The organism is Thalassospira sp. CH_XMU1458 (assembly GCF_037027205.1).
Classification (GTDB): domain Bacteria; phylum Pseudomonadota; class Alphaproteobacteria; order Rhodospirillales; family Thalassospiraceae; genus Thalassospira; species Thalassospira tepidiphila.
In genome coordinates this window covers 467,987-485,867 of record NZ_JAYMDW010000002.1, presented here as the reverse complement: position 1 = coordinate 485,867, position 17,881 = coordinate 467,987, and the positions used below count along the sequence as shown (strand labels likewise).

Annotated in this window: 15 protein-coding genes; 8 read left to right on the top strand and 7 right to left on the bottom strand. The window is 54.1% G+C overall.

Annotated elements, in window-relative coordinates; all coding sequences use genetic code 11:
- Position 1 precedes the first annotated feature (1 nt).
- Positions 2–787, top strand: coding sequence for an SPOR domain-containing protein (locus WBY09_RS09640; protein WP_336232614.1), 786 nt, complete (start codon positions 2–4; stop codon positions 785–787).
- 8 nt (positions 788–795) lie between these two features.
- On the opposite strand, the gene WBY09_RS09635 is transcribed toward WBY09_RS09640, so the two are convergent.
- Complete coding sequence (locus tag WBY09_RS09635) at positions 796–1,104, bottom strand: DUF5818 domain-containing protein (RefSeq protein WP_008890840.1); 309 nt, start codon at positions 1,102–1,104, stop codon at positions 796–798.
- A gap of 146 nt (positions 1,105–1,250) precedes the next feature.
- On the opposite strand from WBY09_RS09635, the gene WBY09_RS09630 reads away from it, so the two are divergent.
- The gene (locus WBY09_RS09630; protein ID WP_008890841.1) at positions 1,251–1,955 is read left to right on the top strand and encodes a GGDEF domain-containing protein; all 705 of its coding nucleotides are present in this window, start codon (positions 1,251–1,253) and stop codon (positions 1,953–1,955) included.
- 35 nt (positions 1,956–1,990) lie between these two features.
- Here the strand turns inward: WBY09_RS09630 and WBY09_RS09625 are convergent, their stop codons facing one another.
- Positions 1,991–3,322 (bottom strand): flavin monoamine oxidase family protein, encoded by a 1,332-nt coding sequence (locus tag WBY09_RS09625; RefSeq protein WP_336232612.1) that lies wholly within the window; start codon positions 3,320–3,322, stop codon positions 1,991–1,993.
- A 386-nt stretch (positions 3,323–3,708) separates the two neighbouring features.
- Between WBY09_RS09625 and WBY09_RS09620 the strand changes: the two genes are divergently transcribed.
- The 3 genes from WBY09_RS09620 to WBY09_RS09610 are packed head-to-tail and all read left to right on the top strand — an operon-like array spanning position 3,709 to position 8,717.
- Positions 3,709–5,577 carry an EAL domain-containing protein gene (locus tag WBY09_RS09620; RefSeq protein WP_336232611.1) on the top strand — a complete coding sequence of 623 codons (1,869 nt, stop codon included), beginning with the start codon at positions 3,709–3,711 and terminating at the stop codon, positions 5,575–5,577.
- On the top strand, positions 5,574–7,310 hold the full coding sequence (locus WBY09_RS09615) for a sensor domain-containing diguanylate cyclase (protein WP_063089930.1): 1,737 nt from the start codon (positions 5,574–5,576) through the stop codon (positions 7,308–7,310). The genes WBY09_RS09620 and WBY09_RS09615 overlap by 4 nt, the downstream gene beginning before the upstream one ends.
- Before the next feature lie 12 nt (positions 7,311–7,322).
- On the top strand, positions 7,323–8,717 hold the full coding sequence (locus tag WBY09_RS09610) for a DUF2336 domain-containing protein (protein ID WP_063089931.1): 1,395 nt from the start codon (positions 7,323–7,325) through the stop codon (positions 8,715–8,717).
- A gap of 34 nt (positions 8,718–8,751) precedes the next feature.
- Here the strand turns inward: WBY09_RS09610 and WBY09_RS09605 are convergent, their stop codons facing one another.
- Entirely contained in the window at positions 8,752–9,243 is a 492-nt protein-coding gene (locus WBY09_RS09605; RefSeq protein ID WP_286792151.1) for a GNAT family N-acetyltransferase, read from the bottom strand.
- Positions 9,244–9,284: 41 nt separating this feature from the next.
- Positions 9,285–9,536 (bottom strand): sulfurtransferase TusA family protein, encoded by a 252-nt coding sequence (locus WBY09_RS09600; protein ID WP_063089936.1) that lies wholly within the window; start codon positions 9,534–9,536, stop codon positions 9,285–9,287.
- A 120-nt stretch (positions 9,537–9,656) separates the two neighbouring features.
- Between WBY09_RS09600 and WBY09_RS09595 the strand changes: the two genes are divergently transcribed.
- The 3 genes from WBY09_RS09595 to WBY09_RS09585 all read left to right on the top strand — a co-directional run bounded on the left by WBY09_RS09595 (position 9,657) and on the right by WBY09_RS09585 (position 12,080).
- Positions 9,657–10,580 (top strand): sulfite exporter TauE/SafE family protein, encoded by a 924-nt coding sequence (locus tag WBY09_RS09595; protein WP_008890848.1) that lies wholly within the window; start codon positions 9,657–9,659, stop codon positions 10,578–10,580.
- Positions 10,580–11,347: a TIGR02186 family protein gene (locus tag WBY09_RS09590; protein ID WP_197145060.1), complete on the top strand. Its 768-nt coding sequence runs from the start codon at positions 10,580–10,582 to the stop codon at positions 11,345–11,347. The genes WBY09_RS09595 and WBY09_RS09590 overlap by 1 nt, the downstream gene beginning before the upstream one ends.
- Before the next feature lie 229 nt (positions 11,348–11,576).
- Positions 11,577–12,080, top strand: a complete 504-nt coding sequence (locus tag WBY09_RS09585) for a universal stress protein (protein WP_008890850.1) — start codon at positions 11,577–11,579, stop codon at positions 12,078–12,080.
- 21 nt (positions 12,081–12,101) lie between these two features.
- On the opposite strand, the gene WBY09_RS09580 is transcribed toward WBY09_RS09585, so the two are convergent.
- From WBY09_RS09580 to WBY09_RS09570, 3 genes are all read right to left on the bottom strand, one after another.
- Positions 12,102–14,096 (bottom strand): glycosyltransferase, encoded by a 1,995-nt coding sequence (locus WBY09_RS09580; protein ID WP_336232609.1) that lies wholly within the window; start codon positions 14,094–14,096, stop codon positions 12,102–12,104.
- A gap of 8 nt (positions 14,097–14,104) precedes the next feature.
- Positions 14,105–15,328, bottom strand: coding sequence for an HlyD family secretion protein (locus WBY09_RS09575; RefSeq protein ID WP_197145062.1), 1,224 nt, complete (start codon positions 15,326–15,328; stop codon positions 14,105–14,107).
- A 97-nt stretch (positions 15,329–15,425) separates the two neighbouring features.
- Positions 15,426–17,831: a tetratricopeptide repeat protein gene (locus WBY09_RS09570; protein WP_286792236.1), complete on the bottom strand. Its 2,406-nt coding sequence runs from the start codon at positions 17,829–17,831 to the stop codon at positions 15,426–15,428.
- Positions 17,832–17,881 lie beyond the last annotated feature (50 nt).

The following is a 17,881-nucleotide window of genomic DNA, read 5'->3' as shown; positions in this document are numbered from 1 at the left end:
AATGGCGAAACCACCCCACGCATATCCAAACCCTGCGATACAGTTGTCGCAGGCGATTGGCTTTGCCGGAATGTGGGGTGGTTTTTCTTTATCGGGCACCTTTGCTGCGGCACTGATGGTCGCCATGATCTTTAATATCAGTGCAGTGGCACAATCGCTTGCCCCCGAAACAGGACCAACCGGGATCGATATCATCCCGACGGATTTGCCTGCCCGCGCATCAAGTTTGCGATCAGGCAATCAGCCTCTCAGCCTCCTCCCCGGAACAATTCCAACTGAAACCCGGCTTGAGGAAGAAATAGAAATTCCCTCTTTGGTAGATCAGTATCAACGGACGATCAATGGAAAGCCATTAGTCCGTTCGGTCCAACCCGTTCGTCAAGGGACATCACCCCCCACGGAAACTCGGATTACCCCGGCGGCTTCGCCAACTTCGCCTGCGAACCAGACCACACAGCCCGCTGTGACCGTGCAACGCACGACGACGACGGCATCTGATCTTGTTGAAACAGCAACGCCTGTTCCGGCAGTCAGCGGTGGTGGTTTCCGGATCCAGCTTGGCGCCTTTCGCGATACATTTACCGCTGAAACATATTGGGCGAGCTTTAGCATCCGCTATCCGGAACTGGCTAAATCGCACGACAAGAAAATCGTATCCGCCGATCTTGGCAGTCAGGGCATATACCATCGCCTGCAGCTTGCAGGATTTGAAGACTCGGAGTCTGCGCAAAAACAATGCCGCCAGCTCAAAGCTGACGGCACGGATTGTTTTGCAACTGCGCGCTAGACAAGGGCTCAGTCAGCGGGCGCAAGCAGGACAATCTTGTCAACGATCAGGGTTGTTGCCTCGGTACAGGTTGTCATCAGTGCCAGATGGCCGGTGATGCGCACCTTGTCGCCCGGGCGCAGCCTGCTTGCCTTGTTGGCGAGTGCATATAGCGTCCCGTCTTCGGCACGGAACGTAACGCATTCCTGCCCCTGATCGGTGATTTCACCACCAACCGTAAAGTTTTCTTTTTGCAGGAACGAACACCCTGCCAACGCCAGAGCCACACCCGCAACAGCGATTTTTCGCGCCAATCCGGCCCCAAAAAGGTACTTCATCCGTCGTGCTCCTTTGCGTGATCGACAGTGCTTCGTCACAAATACGCTTCATGTGCGTTAATGTTCTTGTAACGCCATGAAAGATAGAATGGTTCCACCCCTTTTAAGGGTTTCGGTATCCAATGTCATTGAGAACAAGACGCCCAATGGAAAAGTCGCAGATAGATTTGTTGATAGAGCTTGCTGCTGATTTTCAGCATCAGACGGCAATCAACAATCGCGCGACCGAAGAAACAGACGAAAGCGAACAACGTAGTGCGCTTTCGACATTGGTTGATCTTGCCCGTGACATGCAAACCCGCCTTGATCAGCAGCAAAACCGGATCAGACAGCTCGAACTCATGGTCGAAACCGATGAGTTGACCGGGCTTTATAACCGTCGCGGCTTTATGAAGCGCACCCGGGAGGCAATCTCGCGCGCGTCACGAACCGACGAACGCGGCATTCTGGTCATTGCGGATCTTGATGGTTTCAAACAAATCAATGACATGCACGGGCATGCTGCGGGGGACGCCGTCCTTCGACACTTTGGCCAGAACCTGCGCACGCACACCCGGTCTGATGATTTTGTTGCCCGCTTTGGCGGCGACGAATTTGCCATCCTGATGACCGGCAGTGATCCTGCCGCAGCGGCAAAACGGATTGTGCAGCTTCAGAACGCAACCGAGCGATTCCCGCTGATATGGCAGGGTAAGGCACTGTCGATCAGGGCAAGCTTCGGTCACGCATCCTTTGGCGCAAAATGCGATATCGCCGATTTGATCCGCGAAGCAGATGAAGCCATGTATGATCAGAAGCACAGCCGCCGCGAGGCAACCGAGCCCCGCAAAGCCGATCATAACGCAGCCTGATATCCGATGAGACAGGATAGGCTGTCGACTTTCCCCTAACCTTCCTCGTCGATTATATACTCTGCTGCGCGCAGACCGGTCATGAACGCGCCATGGGTTGTACCGGCATAGTCAAAGATCGTGTGTTCACCAGCCAAGATCAGTCGATCTGAAATCGGCTCTCCGAGACCGTCGAAATCAGATTTTCGGTTACCTGGACGCGGAAAAGCATATGCGCCAAGTGTGAATGGATCGGTGGCCCAGTGGGTTGCCAGAACGTCAATCGGTTCTGTCACGTCATCTTCCCAGACAGTGCGCAGCACATCGAGTGCATCTTCAGCCATCTCCGCATCGGTCATACGATCAGCGGTCAGCGCATAATCCCCGACACTTAGCCCCAGCAAGATGTTCTCATCTGAAAACGTTCGGTAACTCAGCCAATAGTTCCACCGCCCTTTCGGCTCGGTTGTGATGCCGAAATACTGGGTTTCGATATCCCAGAACGGTTCCTCGAACTTCAGTGCGAGTTTGGTCACACTGCCAAAGCCGAGATTTGCAATGGAATCGCGATAGCTGCCGGGAAGTTCGGGCGTAAACTGGATATTGTTGGCTTTCAGAACACCTAATGGAACCGAACAAATGCAATAGTCGGCATCGAAAGTTCCCTGATCGGTGGTGATCACCAGTCCCTCATCGGCACTGTAATCAATTGCCGAAACCACATGAGAAAGCTTGATATCAAGCCCCTCTTTCAGAGGTTTTAAAATCTCGTCATAGCCGGATGTGACGACGACATCCGCACCGTCGAATGCCTCATCCCAGTTAAATAGGGGCGCTGACAATTTTTCGATCGCCCCACCCTTCGAAAATTCGGTAAAGGCAGAAAACGCCCACATGATCCCCGGATCATCAAGATACGCCGGACGATAGTCCTTGATCGCTTGCAAAAGACTGCGCGGGTCATTCACCTCATAGGTGCCGTCGATGTGTTCAAGAACCCCTTCCCAGGCATCGACAATTCTCTCGACCTCATCCTCATCATATTCATAGCCGTTGATGTCAAAGAACACTGCGTTCTCATCGTCGGTGACGGCATATTGGGCATTAACCGCATCAGCAAGTTGCTTGGTCGGGTTGTCCGATGACGGACCGTGGATCCATCCGGCACCGACTTCAAACGGTGCGCCCATAGACCAGTCTGTCAAAAGGCGACCACCGGTATGGTCCTTTGCCTCAAGCACGGTCACTGTGGCCCCGTGTTTACGCAACAAATTCGCCGCACCGAGCCCGGCAATACCTGCACCGACTACAACCACAGAAACATTTTCCAGCGCATGGGCACTTTTGACGGCAAATTTTGATGCAAAAGCGACAGCCCCGCTTGCCATCAGGACAGACTTCATAAATCGGCGGCGGTTGATGTTTCGGCTTAACACAGCGACCTCACTAAGCTGATGATGCAGTTTCCCGGACAGAAGGTGGAAGGCGCAGATAACTGCCCAATTCAGAGTTGATAGAACAATCAAAAAAACATCAAGTCTCAATGTCTGCGATGTCATTGAGGTGAAAGTCAGCGTCCCTAAACTTTCGCTTAGAATTGATCGACACTCAGCCCCTTGCGACGTGTCAGAAATCGATCTTTTGAAGCCGGAATGTTTTTTTTGCCATATCAAGTGCAAATCCTTCATATCCTTTGTAAGATCGCTATTTATGAGAGACAGGCAAAGCTGCGGCTTAGAAAAACAAACAGGCGGCTTACGATGACGGGTCGAAAATGACAGACAGCACCGGCCACTCGGCGGAAACGAATGACCAAGACCTTCTGGCAGCCATGGCATTCTGCTGGGCTGACATGCTTCTTGAAGTCGATGAGAACGGCTATATTCTGTTTGTCGCAGGCGCGACCGAGAGTCTTCTGGGATGCACGCCAGACCGTCTGATCGGCGAAGCCTTCGAGAAAATTGTTGTTAAGTCCGAACGTCCTTTGCTGCGTGCCTATCTTCACGGCGGCACGGGACTGAAGCGCCTTGAAGAGCTTGATCTTGATTTCCAGCTTTGCGAGTCTGATGGCAAACCGGTTCAGGAAGCTGTGCCGCTGTCACTCAGCGGCTATATGATCGCCGATCCTTCAAGCCGCTATTACATCGCAGCGCGCCATCGCGCCATTCGTCCTCGCGCCAGATCGGGCATTGATCGCATCATTTTGCAAAATGCCGTCATTCGCCAGAACATGAACGCCGAAACCAGCCAGACCGGTTCGGTTGGTGACCTTTCAAGCATGAACTACCACAACGAAGCCTTGGTGGTGCTCGAAAACCTGGCGGCTTCGCGCTCCCAGGCGGAAACGGCCGCAACCAATGAATTAGCCCGTCTGATCGGAATTGGCGCAAAGCAATTCAATGCTAGTGTGGTTAAGGATCAGGAACAGTCACGGCGACCACAAAAAATTCATCCGGTTGACGAACCGATGATCGAACTCGAACGCCGTATCGTGGCCTATGCCAGTGCGCTCCGCGCTGATCTTGAGGAAATCGATAAAACAACCTCGGCCGAGAGTATCAGAGGATTGATGTCGTTGACCAACACCTCGGGCGTTAACGGCAAAAATACCAAAAAATCCAAAACAGCAGACCTGTTTGGCAATGACTATGAAAGTGCTCGGAACATTCATCATTTCGATACCGAGAATGCCGAAAGTGACCGGGATACCAACCTGACACGGGCGGTTGCCTATGCACTCAACCGGATGCAACGCAAGGCACAGAATGACGTCACCGCCGCCCGCCTTTCGGCAAGCCTGCCGCACCTGATCAACGAAACACTGAAGTCCGTACGTGCCTTCCGCGAGATCGTGGAAAATGGGTCATTTGCTGTTGCATTGCAGCCGATTGTCCATCTTGGCAATCGGGAAATGCATCATTTCGAAGCGTTGGCGCGCTTTAACATCGGCGACAGCACGTTGGCCGTTGACCAGATCATTCATTTCGCCGAAGGAACCGGACTGATTACCGAGTTTGATCTGGCAATGTGCAGCAAGGTTCTTGATCACCTGCGCGACAATCCTGACAGCATCCCCTATCCGGTTGCCGTCAATCTTTCTGGCCACTCGCTAGAACAGGCCGGTTTCATGCCAGCCCTTATCGAATTGCTTGGCGACTATGACATCCCCTCGGAACAAGTCCTTTTCGAAGTGACCGAAACGTCGCGTATTCGTGGATTGACCGATGTGAATAACGGGTTGCAGATGCTGCGCGCCCGTGGCCATGCCATCTGTCTTGATGACTTTGGTGCCGGGGCCGCCAACTTCGAATATCTGAGCGCGCTTGATGTCGACATTATCAAGTTTGATGGCGGAGCAATGAGAACTGCGCTTGCCAATCCCAAAGGGCGGGCATTTCTTAAGGCAACCGCCCTGCTCTGTCGCGATCTTGGTATTCATACGATCGCCGAAATGATCCATGATCAGGCCAGTTACGAACTGGTATGTGATCTGGGTATCGACTATGGTCAAGGCTATCATCTGGGGCCGCCAATCACGATTGGCAGCGAAGACGATTATCACAAGACCAATCTCGCCAGTTCAAATAGCAGTGCCGACACCGACGATCAGAACGCGTCGACCACAACAGGAGGACGCGCATGACTTCCCGTCATCCGGTGGATCCGCAAAACCAGAACACAAATTTTGCAGACGATCTGACAAACTACGATGCCGACGTGTTTACCCTTGACCCCAAAGTCATGGCCGAGGCCGAGGCCCCCGTCATCGTGATGGACGCAAAGGGTGTGCCGCTATTTGCCAACAAAAATGCTGTCGGTTTTGCCAATGGCATTCGTGACGGCCTGTTCCCTGAAATCTATCAACTGATCCGACGCGCCCTGACCACACCGGGCGGTGTGGTTGAACTGATGACCTTTGAAGTCCAGCGCGGTACCGCAACACTTGAGCTGACCGCCCTTCCGACCACAAAGAACGAGGTCATGATCCTGCCGCGGGATGTCAGCATGGACCGGAACTTGCGTGAAGCCCTGATCGACTCACGCCAGCGCTATCGCGATATTGTCGAAGTTTCCTCCGCCTTTGCCTGGGAAACGGATGAAACAGGCAAGTTTATCTTTGTCTCTCCGCGCGGGGCACTTGGATACCGTGCCGATGACATCGTCGGACGTTTCCCGGGGAAATTCCTGCTTGATACTGCTGATCAGGACAGCGAACACGTATTTCGCAGCCAGAAGGCCGTGCGTGATGTCCCGGTTTGGTTCCGGCGTTCGAACGGACGCGATGCATGTCTTTCGGTTTCATCGACGCCCGTCTATTCGCGCGAAGGGGTCTGGATCGGCACACGTGGTCTTGCCCACGACATTACCGAACAACGCCGCCGCGAAAGCGAAGTCGCAACCGCCCGAAATCGTGATCGTCTGATGACCTATATCGTGCGCACCATGCGTGATGAAATTGACCCGCTTATGGTCCTTAAGGGCGCATCCGAAGCCAGCACGCGTGCATTGGCCTGTTCCCATTGCGTTATCTTCAAACGCAACGATGAAACCGGCGACCTTGAACTGGCGGCCGGCGATGCAGACAAGACGGCCAACGAGATCGCCCATCAGGCGCTTCATCAGATGCAAAAAACGAATGAAACGTTTGATGCCCATGTCGGTAACTACCGGCTCATTGGCCTTAGTTGCCATTATCATCAGCGCAACAATGGCGCTGTGATCTTTATGTTTGATGCGGATCACCCGGAACCAACCGACGGCGAACGGGCCATCATGACCGAGGTAGCCGATCAGGTCGGTATCGCGATTGAACAGGCCATCCAGCATGAACGCATTCTGACGCTTTCGCGTACCGATGGCATGACCGGGCTTCTGAACCGTCGCGCGTTCTTTGAGGAACTCAAACGTCGCCATAGTCGCCTACGCCGTGAAAATGCGCCTGCGGCATTGATGTATGTCGATATGGACAACTTCAAACTGGTCAATGATATCCATGGCCATCAGGCTGGCGACGACGCCATTCTTACGTTAACGCAAGTGTTACTTGATAATGTGCGCCCATCTGATCTTGTAGCCCGCCTTGGCGGCGATGAATTTGTTCTGTGGTTGGAAGGAGCCGATATTCCAGCCGCGTCGGCACGCGCCAAGACCTTGATGAAGGAAAGTGCCGTTCTTGGAAAATATTCCGGGGATGCCGAACATCCGCTGGGCATTTCCGTAGGTATTGCGGTTCATGAACCTGATTCAAAAGAAACGCTTGAACAACTTGTGCAACGCGCAGATCAGACCATGTATCAGGTCAAGAAACTTGGCAAAGGCCGTTTTGGTATCGCTGCCGCGCCGGGGTCAAAAGACCCGGCAAAAATCGAAGTTTAGGAGGAATGCCCGATGAAGGGATTTTTGCAGCGGGTATTTACCAAGCGAAGCGAAACGCCAATCACCTATGACGAAGCCAAGGAAATGGCGGCAAGCCCGGATGCAGATGTTCGCGGCAAACTGGCACAACGCCATGATACACGGCCCGAAATCCTGTATTTCCTCGCCACTGACCACGATTCTTCCGTACGTCGTCACATTGCAGCCAACCAGGCAACGCCGGTTCAGGCCGATGTCCTTCTGACCGATGACAGCGATGACAGTGTCCGTGGCAGTCTTGCCGAGAAGATCGCGCATCTCTCTGCCGGCCTGACCGCCCATGAAACTGATAAACTGCGCCGCATGACCTACGAGGCGCTCGACAAGCTTGTACGTGACCAGGCTGTTCACGTCCGCCAAGTGATCTCTGAAACCCTCAAAGACATTGCCGACGCCCCACAGCCAATCATTCAGCAGCTTGCACGCGACGCCGAAAGCGTCGTTTCTGGCCCGGTCTTGCAATATTCGCCGGTCCTGACCGAAGAAGATCTGCTTGAAATCATTGAAGGCAGCTCTGGTCGTGGTGCGCTCAGCTTTGTGTCACGTCGTAGAAACGTTGGTGAAAAGCTTGCCGATGCCATTGCTGCAAGCAGCGACAAGGATGCGATTTCCCATCTGCTTGGCAACAAGTCTGCACAGATCCGCGAAGAGACGCTTGATCAACTGATTGATCGCGCGCCGGACTACCCAGAATGGCACGAACCCCTTGTCAAACGCCCAACCCTGACACCGACTGCGGCTGGAAAACTGGCGCGCTTTGTCGCCGAAAACCTGATCAGTGTTCTGGAACGCCGCAAAGACCTGAAAAAGGACCAGCTTGATGCGGTCCGCGAAGTCGTTCAGCGCCGTATCGCATCTGGCGAATTCGAAAAGCGCGACGACGTTGCGACCGATGCGAAAAAGATCAAGGCTGACAAGGAAAAAGCCAAACCGTCAGACAAGGCAGAACCAAAGTCTGACAAAAAAGGCGTGGTCGCAGAAGACGGTGACGAAGAAGAAGGCGAACCTGCCTTTGAAAAGGCACTGGCCATGCATGCCAAGAAAAAGCTGACCGATCAGGAAGTAGCAAAGGCATTGGCAGCAAACGATGTCAAATTCGCCCGCGCATCGCTGGCAGTTCTGGCCGGAATTTCGCCCGACGCCGTATCAAAGGTGCTGAACACCCATTCGGCAAAGGGTGTTGTGTCGCTTGCATGGAAGGCCGGTCTTCCGGCCGATCTTGCTGTGAAAATTCAGGTCAAGCTTGGTCACGTCCCGCCGAGCCAGACACTTAATCCCCGCAGCGGAAATCAATATCCGCTGAGCGAGGATGACATGAATTGGCAGCTTGAATTCTTTACCGGCATGGCGACCAGCGGCGCACGCTAGGGTCCGCCGCTATCGGTCATTCCTCCTGCTTGACCTATTTCAGGTTCGCCGCGCGTTCCATGCTGATATGGGCGATACCATCTTCGTCATATTCGTCGCCAAATTGCACGAAGCCGAGGCTTTCGTAGAAACCTCGAAGATATAGCTGCCCGTTAAGGTAGATCGGTTTGCCTGCAAACTTCTTTTCACAAACCTCAATTGCACGGCGCATCACTTCGCGGCCGATGCCCTGCCCGCGCAAACGATCGCTGGTAACAACGCGGCCAATTGCGGGACGTTCACCTTGTTCTGCATGGTCGGGATCAATACCCGGTGCCACAATCCGTGCCGCAGCCAGAACATCGTCCCCCTCATAGGCAACGATGTGCCTGCATCGCGGGTCAAGCCCGTCTATGTCGGGAAATATGCAGGTCTGCTCGATAATAAAAATCTGCTGGCGAAGCTTTAAAAGACTGTGCACGTGGCGCGCGGACAGATCATCAAAATCACAATCCAGCCAAGTCAGATTAGGTGGGGTTGGCGACATTCAGGGAACTTTCATCGTGTGGGGCGCTTTAAAACCCGGTCTCAGGTACCGGATTTTTCAATGTGATAGATAAAAACATCTTCGTCCTGTTCAGACGATATCAGTCGATTACCGGTCATCTCGCAAAAGGCTTTCATATCGGCGACAGAACCGGGATCGGTCGCAAGGACTTGCAGAATTCCGCCATCCTTGACGTCACGCAGTGCTTTTTTTGCCTTCAGAACGGGCATCGGGCACATCAGCCCGCGCGCGTCGAGAATTGCATCATGGGGACCACTTGAAGATGTCGACATAAGAAACCTTATAAAAAATACGAAACCGGTCCGATATAGCGGCAATTGGCGATTGTTGCATTTGCACAATATGTTAGACTGAACCACAACAATCAATCAAACGCTGTTAGCCCGCCCGCGATGCAAATCTATCTCCCGATTGCCGAGATATCGGTAAATATATTTCTGATCTTGGGACTGGGCGGCGGGGTCGGCTTCTTGTCGGGTCTTTTTGGCGTTGGCGGCGGCTTCCTTATTACGCCGCTTTTGATTTTCTATGGTATTCCCCCGGCCGTATCCGTGGCAACTGCTGCAAACCAAATCGTCGCATCTTCTGTATCGGGTGTGTTCGCCCACTGGAAGCGCGGCAATGTCGACCTTAAAATGGGTCTGGTTCTTCTGGCAGGCGGTATTGTCGGGTCGACCGTCGGTGTCTGGGTGTTTGCCTGGTTGCGGTCACTTGGTCAGATCGATCTGGTCATTTCGCTCTGTTACGTGATCTTCCTTGGTATCATTGGCGGCATGATGCTGTTTGAAGCCACGCGCGCCATTTTCCGTACCCGGCGTCGCGGCGGCCAAATCCGCCGATCCAAAAAACATCAACACAGCTTTATCCACGGCCTGCCCTTGAAGATGCGGTTTTATCGCTCCGGGCTTTATATCAGCGCCCTGTTGCCGCTTGCCGTTGGTTTCTTTGTCGGCATGCTGACCGCATTGATGGGTGTTGGTGGTGGCTTTGTGATGGTGCCGGCCATGATCTATCTGTTGGGCATGCCGACCGGCGTTGTCATTGGCACATCGCTGTTTCAGATCATCTTTGTCACGGCCAACGTCACCTTCCTGCAATCAGTGCAAACCCAGACGGTTGATGTCGCCCTTGCCATCCTGTTGCTGATTGGCGGCGTAATCGGCGCACAGTTTGGTGCGCAGTTTGGCTCCCGCCTCAAGGCCGAGCATCTTCGTGCCCTGCTGGGCCTTTTGGTTTTGTCGGTCTGCCTAAAGCTTCTGTTTGATCTGGTGATTACGCCAAGCGACCTTTATTCCGTCATGCCGGGGGATCTGTGATGCCAGTACCCTTAGCCATTCGGGTCGCATTTATGATTACCTTGGCGCTGCCGCTTTTGACCATCGGGGCTGGCCCCAAAAAGGCATCGGCTGATCCGCTGGTTGTCGATTTATCCAACCATCTTGTCGCCATCACCACCGGCTTTACCGGCACCAATGTACTGTTGTTTGGCGCGGTCGAGGAAGAAGGTGACGTCGTTGTTACCGTTCGCGGCCCGGACCAAGACATGGTGGTCCGAAAAAAAGAGCGTAAAGTCGGCATTTGGGTCAACAGCGAAAGCGCGCGCTATAAGAACGTGCCAGCCTATTATGCCAGCGCATCAAACCGCCCGATGGACATCATCGCATCCCCGGAAGTCTTGCTCGATTACCGCATTGGACTTCAAAATCAGCGCTTTATAGGCGAAAGCAAGCTGAGCGATGATGATCAGAAAGTCTATCGCGAGGCGCTGGTGCGCAATATGCAAGGTGCGGGTCTGTTTGGGGAACGTCCGGCCAAAATCAGTTTTCTGTCCAATCAGCTGTTTCGAACTGATATCCATTTTCCGGCCAATACCCCGACGGGAACCTATACCATCAACGTGTATCTGATCCGGGATGGCCGTGTTGCCAGCGTCAAAACCACACCACTGGTTGTTTCAAAAACCGGCATCAGTGCCGAGGTTTATGAGTTCGCCCATCGTTACTCGGCACTTTATGGCATTATTGCCGTGATCATCGCCGTGGTTGCGGGCTGGATTGCCAGTGTCGTATTCCGCAAACGCTAACAGCGTGCGGGCCTGCTCACCATCAAAACGCGCATTAGCAGTCCTTGCGACTTCGCAGTCGCAGCATTACCTCAATCAATAACGCAACGCATAAATCTTTGTCGCTATTACCAAAAATCACTTGGAAACCGGCATTGAGTTGCGGCACAATTTGACTGTCCGCTCGTAACAACAGTCCCACATCTGTTCAGTGCCGCAGCGGTTGAGTGCAACTGTTCAGAGAACCCATATGCCTTCTTTTGATGCCGATCAGGAACTTCGTGCGACTTCGAACAGGACATTTCTTGTTGTCGTTGATGACAGCGATGAAATGACCAAGGCATTGCGTTATGCCTGCCGTCGCGCACAACATACCGGCGGTCGTGTCGCCCTTCTGAGCGTCATTGAACCGGCCGAGTTCCAGCACTGGATGGCGGTTGGCGATCTGATGAAGGAAGAAGCCCGTGACGAGGCAGAATCGCGTGTGAACGAGCTTGCGGCCTATGTGCATGAACAAACCGGCAGCATGCCGCTTTTGTTCATCCGCGAAGGACGTCTCAAGGACGAATTGCTGAACCTTCTTGACGAAGAGGAACAGATTTCCATTCTGGTCCTTGCCGCAGGCACAACAAGTGAAGGCCCCGGCCCGCTGATCACGGCATTGACCAAAAGCGATACCGTCGGTCAGTTGCGCCTGCCATTGACCATTGTGCCAGCGGCCCTTTCCGAAGCCGACATTGACGCGTTGAGCTAACCTCACCCCGTCGTCGACGTCCTAGCTTTTGACAGGACCACGTCCGAAAATCCGGCGCAACAACGCGCCCCAAAGCGCAAAACTGCCTGCCGGTTTTGATGCGTTATCGATCCCGGTTGTGTAAAGCACACGGATCAGCGCATCGCGTACTTCACCGGCGGGTTCCGGCGTGAAGTCGAGTGTCAGAACAAGCTGTTTCTGATCATTCACAAAGACGCGCGCCAGTTTGGCGTCCAGCGGCGGTAGTTCTTCGACATCGAGCTTGATCAATGCCCCCTTCTGGAACCTGTCGCGATCAATGCCCGTTGCGGGGCACATCGCACGCGCGCCGCCCAATGACATATCGGTGATCGTCATATCAAGCGGGTCATCGTCACTGTTGGCCGTAATCTTTGCCCGCAAGCTGGTCGGGAACCGTTCCTGTTGGCGCTGCACCGGACTTTCAAAGCAAATCAGTATCGCAACAAGCAATGTCAGCGAATTGATCGCAGCCCATAATCCCCCAACAAGCAGAAAGTCGGCGTTATCGATGATCCTGATGTCTGTGTTGATGTTGTAAAAGAACCCGCCAATCGTCAAAACGAACAGCACGCCCAGAATGATTGCCTCGGTCCTGGAGTTCCCCGCCCCGGACTGGGATCCCTTGGGTGTCACCTTGAACGGGCGCCCGAATGGCCGGATCAAAGATGACACAACAATTGGAAACAGCCTGAGGGATACCAGCACCGCCGGCCCTTCATTGACGATGGGATAGGCTTGCCTGCCATTGTGCCACATCGCCGTTGCCCAGCCGCCGATCAAAACCGGCAATTGCCAATAGAAAATTTCCCAACTTCGCGCATTTTCAAGCGGTTGCAGGCCAAACCAGAAATAAAAAATCGGGATCATGATCACCAGCAAGCGCGCCGGGATATGAAACACCCAATAGATCGGAAACAGCAAAATCCGCTGCCAAAGCGAAAGCCCCGGCCCCAACGGCCCCGCCTTTAAAAACAATGTCTGGATACCGCCTTGACACCAGCGTTCGCGCTGGGTGTGAAACGCAAGAAGGCTTTCAGCCGCAAGACCGATGGACAGTTTTTCATTGAGGTAACGGGTGCGATAGCCTTCGCGCAGCATCTCAAGCGAGGTCAGAATATCTTCAGTAATGGACGCGGTTGGCACACCGCCGATGGCATCCAGCGCCTTGCGCCGCATGACCATGCAGGATCCGCAACAAAACATTGAGTCCCATGCATCGACGGATGGCGCAATATGATCAAAGAACAGCCGTTGCTCATCCGGCCACCGATCGGCAATCCAAAGATTGCGCTGCATCGGGTCCTTGTTGAAGAAGTGCTGTGGCGTCTGGACGATACCAATTGTCGGGTCTTCGAAAAATCCGACCACGCGTTTCAGGAAGTGGCGATAGGCCACGAAATCTGCATCAAAAATACAAACCAGGTCACCACTGGAATGTGCCAGCCCGTTATTAACATTACCGGCCTTGGCATGGGTTCCGTCCTTCCGCGTAAGGTACTTGGCCCCCTTTTCCTCACAGAATTCACGCAACCAGTCCCGCTTACCATCATCAAGCACCCAGACAGTCTTGTTCGGGTAATCAATCGCCAACGCGCCGACAATGCTGCGTTCAAGCACATCAAGCGGTTCGTTGTAACTCGGAATGAAGACATCGACACTTGGCCAACTTTCGACCGGTCGGGCGGACAATCTGGCATAGGCCTGATCGGCTTCGGCACTGCGATTGACAATTTTGCAGTGAATAAGCGACTGACGCAGCATGTCACACAGAAACACGATTTCGATCGCGAACAGGAAAACAATCCACCAGCCCTGAAACGTGGTGAGGTCGGCTGGCAAAACTGTTTCGGTGATCCGCCACGGCAAATACCGCGCAATCAGCGCGCTCAGGAAAAACACAACCAGCCAACGCGCCCATAACCGGTCACGACGCAGAAACGGTGACGCCAGCATCATGATACCGACAACAAGTGCCAGCGGTGCGAATTGCGCCATCGCGTTCATTATGACGGGTCGCTCTCGCCAAACCAGCTATGAAGTCGGCTTGGAATGCTGACTTCGGCGCGACGACCGACATTACAGAAGGTCTCCGGGCGATCTTCAAAGCCGGAATCGGGAATATTGACGACCAGAAGAACTTCATCCTTCTTAAGCAACGGCGGTAAGGCTGCATATTCAAGTTCCGGCGATACCGCACGGGTCCCGATCACGCCGCTGATGACCCCTTCAAACGTTTCGGGTGATCCTTGCAGGCGAACCGAAACAACCGCCCCAATTTCCATCCGATCAGACAAGCTTTCATCGACCGGCACCTCGATGCGAATGTCTGAACAATCCAGAATTTTTGCCAAGTCATTGTTTTTGGTAACCGTCGCAAGTTCGGTTGCCATGCGCCGCCATATCAACCCGTCAATCGGGCTGCGCACCAGCATGGATTCGCGACGCCCCGCGCGCGCGCTTTCATCACGCAACTGCTTTTCAAGTGATGCCATGCGCCCGTTGGTTTCGGTCAGTTGCACATTCAAATCGGCAATCGCAAGAACGACTTCGTCCAGGCGCTGCTGGGAATATGGCACATCATTTTGCCCGTCCCCGACAAAGACACCTTTTTCAAGTGCCCCGGATTCCTTGCGATAACGTTCTTCATCGGCGCGTGCGCGCTCTACCTCTTGCTGAGCCTGTTCAAGCAGGCTTTCGGCTTCTTCCACGCGCGCCTTGGCGACATGGCCATCAGCAAACAGGGTTTTCTGCCGTGCAAGGCTCAGATCACGCTCCTTGACGACCGACATCCAGCCTTTCTGGCGGGCCGCTGCCTCAAGCATTTTGTAATGCAGGCTTTCCATTGAGCCGGTCACCATTTCACGGACGCGCTCGCCCAGTTCGCGGCGCAGGCCATTCAGGGTCGACAGCTTTTCGACCAACGCCGTTTTTCGCGACCGCAGCAGTTGATATTCACCATCAAGCTGGGCAAGCAGCGCCTGGGGTTCGGTGTCATCGGTTATTCTTGTCACAACCGACCCGGCAGAAACGGGCTCTCCGACATCGGGGATTGCGCGAACAAGCTGACCACTGATCGGGGCCTGAATGGTCACCAATTTGGCATTCACAACGCCGTTCGGGCGAATATCAGAAACGGTAAGTGGTGCGAGTTGCCAGATCGCAATAACGACAATAGCCAAGGCGACAGTCAGACGGACAATCTGCCCCTTGGAAAAACGCAAGGCCATAGAACTACCTCAACCGGGTCTGGCATCACTGCCATATACAAACATCACCTTAGAATTTGTGAGTCGATTGGGTAGTTTCAAGGTTATCTATCGGAAATTAAATCACTTTATCGGCTGGCAGTGCGATTGATCGGTCAAGAAACTGCATATAGGCATCAAAGGATGATTTCTGGCCAAACAGAATGTGTGACCGGCTCTTGATGGCGTGCGAAACGACTGAACGACGGCGTTTATCGGTCGCGAGCGTCAGGGCCGTATCAACGAAATCGGCCGAATGATAGGCAACGCAATCAAAGACCGATATCTGACGATAACAGGTATGGCTGCGACGGGATCGCGCCGCATTCCCCGGCAAGGTAACAAGCGGCACACCAAGCCCAAGACAATCAAAGGCCAGCATCGCATCATTCCACGCCGGACTTTCAAGCACGACATCTACAGCACACAGAAGCGACAACAAATCGGACCGGTTGCGCACATTCACAAACCGCATCCGCCCCGCAACATCCGCGTGATTAATGGCAAACCGTCGTCCCCATGCTGCATCCCAGCTATCGCGTTCTGGCGCAATCAACAGAAGTTCTGCGGTTTCATCCAGCCTCAAGATTTCGGCAATCAACGGATCAAACTCGGCCGTCAGAACATCAAGCGGCTGCGGGCACAAATAGGTGTTGCGGTCCTGCGCCAAGCGCCAGCGCCGCTGCAACTCCGTTGTCGACATCTCGACAGGTTCTGGCGGGGTCGCATTCACAAACAAGCCCGGAAGGCGCACCAGCTTCTCGCTGAACCGCTTTTCACCGCCGGCTGTTTCCCAATCCTCGGCGATCAGATGGTAATCAATGTTGGAAAGACCACTGGTCGCGGCAATCCCGCCACCTGAAATCTGAAGCGGTGCCAAGCGCCAGCTTGCCAGCAACATCGTATAGGCATCGGCCTGCGGGTCGACATAATGCAGAACATCAAGACCAAGCCCTGCAATCACCCGTGCCGAATGCAACGGATCAAGCGGCAATGGCACGACAAGATCGGCATGTTCGTCAATACGGGCGGTAATGTCGTCCTCTCCCGTCGGCGGACGGATGATTGTCACATCAAACCGGTCGCGATCAATCGCCTCGGCAAGGCCTTCGATCCAACGTCCGACGCCATTATCACACATATTGGCCGAAACGATGCCGATCCGGATTTTCCCACCGAGCCGTGTGGCAGACGCACTGACCTCCGGCACGTCATAACCTGACACCAGACGTTCCCAGTAATGGCCAACCGCGCGTAACTGTTTGTCACCTTCCGGGCGCAATGCGGCGCGCCAGACCGGTGGAAAGCGGGTCAGAACAATGGGGTCGATCCGGTCAGAACCAACAAATTCAAGATCCGGCTCAAGTGCGTCTTCATCAAGCGTATCATCAAGAAGATCACGCACAACTTCATCATTCTGGGCGGCAAGATCGGTCGGCACAGGGGCAAACAACAAACGGCGTGCTGTGCGGAACAGCGCGGTATTCTCGCCCGCGGCAATTTTGCGATCTATCCCGCTTTGCAGGACCGATTGCGCAGAGCCTGTGTCGCCTTCTTCGGCCAGTTCGACGGCAAGACGGAAAACCGCGTCATCACCGCCACCGGCCCCGATGGCCGCGCCAAACTGTTCAACGGCCTCGCCATGACGGCCAACAAGGCTAAGCGCCTCGCCCATCATCAACAGTAATTGAGGATCTTCCGGACTGTGGGCCAATAGCGGCTCAAGCGCACCAATCGCCTCAAGCCCCTGCCCGACACGCAAATTAAGCAAAGCAAGCGTCCTGCGCGCCTTGGCGTCATCCGGATCAAGAGCCAGAACCTGCCGAAGGCAATGTTGCGCACCAGCAAACTGACCCAGTTGGAAAAGCGCATCGCCATAGGCGGTCAATGCGCGCGGGTGTCCGGGTTCAAGCGATAGAGCACGGCGCAACGGTTCGCTTGCAGAAACTGTGCGGCCCTGATCCAATCGGATTTGGCCGATCAGAACCAATGCATTGACGATGTCGTCGCGCATCTTAAGCGCGGTCAAACAGGACTTTTCAGCGCCTTCGATATCGCCCATTGCATATTGGCAGGCGGCATAATTGGCATGAATTTCGGCGACATCCGGGGCCAGTTCCAGCGCACGTTCATAATTTTCCCGCGCATCTTCAAGTTCATCAAGCTGGCGATAGGTATTGGCGATATTGCAATAAAGTGCCGGAGCATCCGGGCACAAACGAATGGCCCGCTTGAACGCGCCAACGGCGTCACGCAATTTGCCGATGGCCTTAAGGGCCTGCGCATGGTCATGCTGAATTTCTGCACTATTGGCATCGGCAATGGCGGCACGGCCCATACGCTCTGCGGCCAGTGATTGATTACCATGGCGCATTGCAACGAGACCGGCCAGATGCATTGCCTCTGCGGCCTGTGGGAATGATCGGATCATTCGCTGACAGGATTCTTCTGCCTCTGCGTATCGGCCTGCCTCATACAGGTTCAATGCAGAACGGTAGATGTCGGCAAAATCAGACAAGGAATACCTATTACCCA

Excerpts from the sequence above, each read along its gene's own strand:
- WBY09_RS09640 (WP_336232614.1), top strand. The coding sequence starts at position 2 with ATGGCGAAACCACCCCACGCATATCCAAACCCTGCGATACAGTTGTCG.
- WBY09_RS09635 (WP_008890840.1), bottom strand. The coding sequence starts at position 1,104 with ATGAAGTACCTTTTTGGGGCCGGATTGGCGCGAAAAATCGCTGTTGCG.
- WBY09_RS09630 (WP_008890841.1), top strand. The coding sequence starts at position 1,251 with ATGGAAAAGTCGCAGATAGATTTGTTGATAGAGCTTGCTGCTGATTTT.
- WBY09_RS09625 (WP_336232612.1), bottom strand. The coding sequence starts at position 3,322 with ATGGCAAGCGGGGCTGTCGCTTTTGCATCAAAATTTGCCGTCAAAAGT.
- WBY09_RS09620 (WP_336232611.1), top strand. The coding sequence starts at position 3,709 with ATGACAGACAGCACCGGCCACTCGGCGGAAACGAATGACCAAGACCTT.
- WBY09_RS09615 (WP_063089930.1), top strand. The coding sequence starts at position 5,574 with ATGACTTCCCGTCATCCGGTGGATCCGCAAAACCAGAACACAAATTTT.
- WBY09_RS09610 (WP_063089931.1), top strand. The coding sequence starts at position 7,323 with ATGAAGGGATTTTTGCAGCGGGTATTTACCAAGCGAAGCGAAACGCCA.
- WBY09_RS09605 (WP_286792151.1), bottom strand. The coding sequence starts at position 9,243 with ATGTCGCCAACCCCACCTAATCTGACTTGGCTGGATTGTGATTTTGAT.
- WBY09_RS09600 (WP_063089936.1), bottom strand. The coding sequence starts at position 9,536 with ATGTCGACATCTTCAAGTGGTCCCCATGATGCAATTCTCGACGCGCGC.
- WBY09_RS09595 (WP_008890848.1), top strand. The coding sequence starts at position 9,657 with ATGCAAATCTATCTCCCGATTGCCGAGATATCGGTAAATATATTTCTG.
- WBY09_RS09590 (WP_197145060.1), top strand. The coding sequence starts at position 10,580 with ATGCCAGTACCCTTAGCCATTCGGGTCGCATTTATGATTACCTTGGCG.
- WBY09_RS09585 (WP_008890850.1), top strand. The coding sequence starts at position 11,577 with ATGCCTTCTTTTGATGCCGATCAGGAACTTCGTGCGACTTCGAACAGG.
- WBY09_RS09580 (WP_336232609.1), bottom strand. The coding sequence starts at position 14,096 with ATGGCGCAATTCGCACCGCTGGCACTTGTTGTCGGTATCATGATGCTG.
- WBY09_RS09575 (WP_197145062.1), bottom strand. The coding sequence starts at position 15,328 with ATGGCCTTGCGTTTTTCCAAGGGGCAGATTGTCCGTCTGACTGTCGCC.